The sequence below is a fragment of the Actinomycetota bacterium genome, from assembly GCA_040754375.1.
Taxonomy (GTDB): Bacteria; Actinomycetota; Acidimicrobiia; order Acidimicrobiales; family AC-14; genus JBFMCT01.
This window is the reverse complement of the sequence record JBFMCT010000101.1, coordinates 1-1,536: the sequence shown is the minus strand read 5'-3', so window position 1 is coordinate 1,536 and position 1,536 is coordinate 1. Positions and strand designations below refer to the sequence as shown.

Annotated in this window: 1 protein-coding gene; it reads left to right on the top strand. The window is 70.0% G+C overall.

Annotated features, from left to right (window positions below; translation table 11 throughout):
* The first annotated feature begins 204 nt into the window (after positions 1–204).
* Positions 205–417 (top strand): hypothetical protein, encoded by a 213-nt coding sequence (locus AB1673_17625; protein MEW6155777.1) that lies wholly within the window; start codon positions 205–207, stop codon positions 415–417.
* Positions 418–1,536 lie beyond the last annotated feature (1,119 nt).

The following is a 1,536-nucleotide window of genomic DNA, read 5'->3' as shown; positions in this document are numbered from 1 at the left end:
GGGGGGGGTGCGGCTGTACTTAGCTTAATGGGCGTCGTGGCTGTACTCAAACCAGTGGGGGCGCGTTGCTGTGCTTAGTCTAGTGGCTGTCATACCCAGGCACTCAGGGCCACACCCACGCCGGAGGCCGCCGACCCCGCACGACCCCACCCCACCCCGCAAAAACAAGGGACAGTGTCCCCGGGCCAATGAAGGAGGAGCACTATGGTAGTCAAAGGCATTCTCCGTTCCTGGGACAGCGTGAACTACAAGGCCACCGCCGAGCTGGTGGGGAGCCAGAAGGCCCGCCTGGAGGACATCGCCGTAGCGAGGAACATCCCCTCGGCCGAGATGGTCGCCGGGCGCTACCTGGCCGTCCAGGTCTTCGGCGGCCGTCCCGACCCCAAAGAGGCCGTGGTGGTCGCCGTCTTCACTTAAGCCCTCAACGGCCGGAGGTCGCTGAACCCCACCACCGTACAGCCTGGCGCTCCCCTCGCGGGCGCCGACACCCCCCAGTGCGCTCCGCGCCGTGGTGTAGCGGCGCTACCGCTCACCCCACACCAATCGCCGCTCGGCTCCCCTTCGGCTCATCACGTTCCCGCCTTCGGCGCTCACGGCATGAGGCCTCGCCGGCTACCCCGCCACCGCGCTTCAGCCTGTACCCCCACCGAAACGGCAGGAAGACGCCGAGGGTCCTTCCCCGTCGCCTTCTCCGCCCATCCCCCTCGCGCGCCCCGGGGGCCCTATAGCCCCGTTCCTTTCGGGCGCGCTCGCCGCTTGCGCCTCGGTCAGTTGCCTCTATCTCGGCTCAGCGGCCCTCACCCACGGCGCCGTCCGACCGCCGGGGACCGCCGAGGGTCGCCGACGTATTTCGTGTTTTCTCGCGGCCAGGTGCGCCGGCCGCTCGGTCTGCGGTGATCACCCCCGCGCCGTCGCTACCGCTCTGGCGTGGTCGTGGCCCCCTCAAAGGGGGCCCGATGCGCGCCCGCCCGCATGGTCTCTTAGTTTAGCGGGGTTTGCCCCTCCCGTCGGAGCCGCAAGCGGCTCTGGTGGCGCCTGCGGGCGCTGCACCACCCGCCGTCGGGCAGACTCCCACGATAGCCTCCGCCGGCGCTGCTCAGCCCGCCGTCGGGCTCTGGTCGGGTTATGCCCCCGCTGTTGCGGCCGGTGCCGCTGGGCGGCGCGCGCCGCCTGGTGAGTTTTTGCTCGGAGGTGTGTTCGTGGTTCGTTCGTTGTGTGGTGTGCTGCCGTGTCCTGGTGCTTGCTCGCGGGTGTGCCATTGTCAGGCGGGGATCCTGCGCGGGGACCGCCTGGCGGCTGAGCGAGCTGCGCGGCGTTGGGCTGCCCGCGCCGCTGAGCTGCGGCGGCAGGAGGAGGCGCTTCGTCCTGTCGCCGACCTGTGGGAAGAGGCCCTTGACCTCGCCGTTGACCGCCAGAGAGAGGAGGTGCCGGCATGACAGTATGCAGGCTCAGGCTCGAAATCGGCCACGCGTCGCTGCCGGTCGAGGCGGCGTTCTGCCCATTCTGCGGGCAGGAGCTCCTGGTCGCCTGGGAGGT

Bases quoted from the DNA above. Each gene is read 5' to 3' on its own strand.
- AB1673_17625 (MEW6155777.1), top strand. From the start codon at position 205: ATGGTAGTCAAAGGCATTCTCCGTTCCTGGGACAGCGTGAACTACAAG.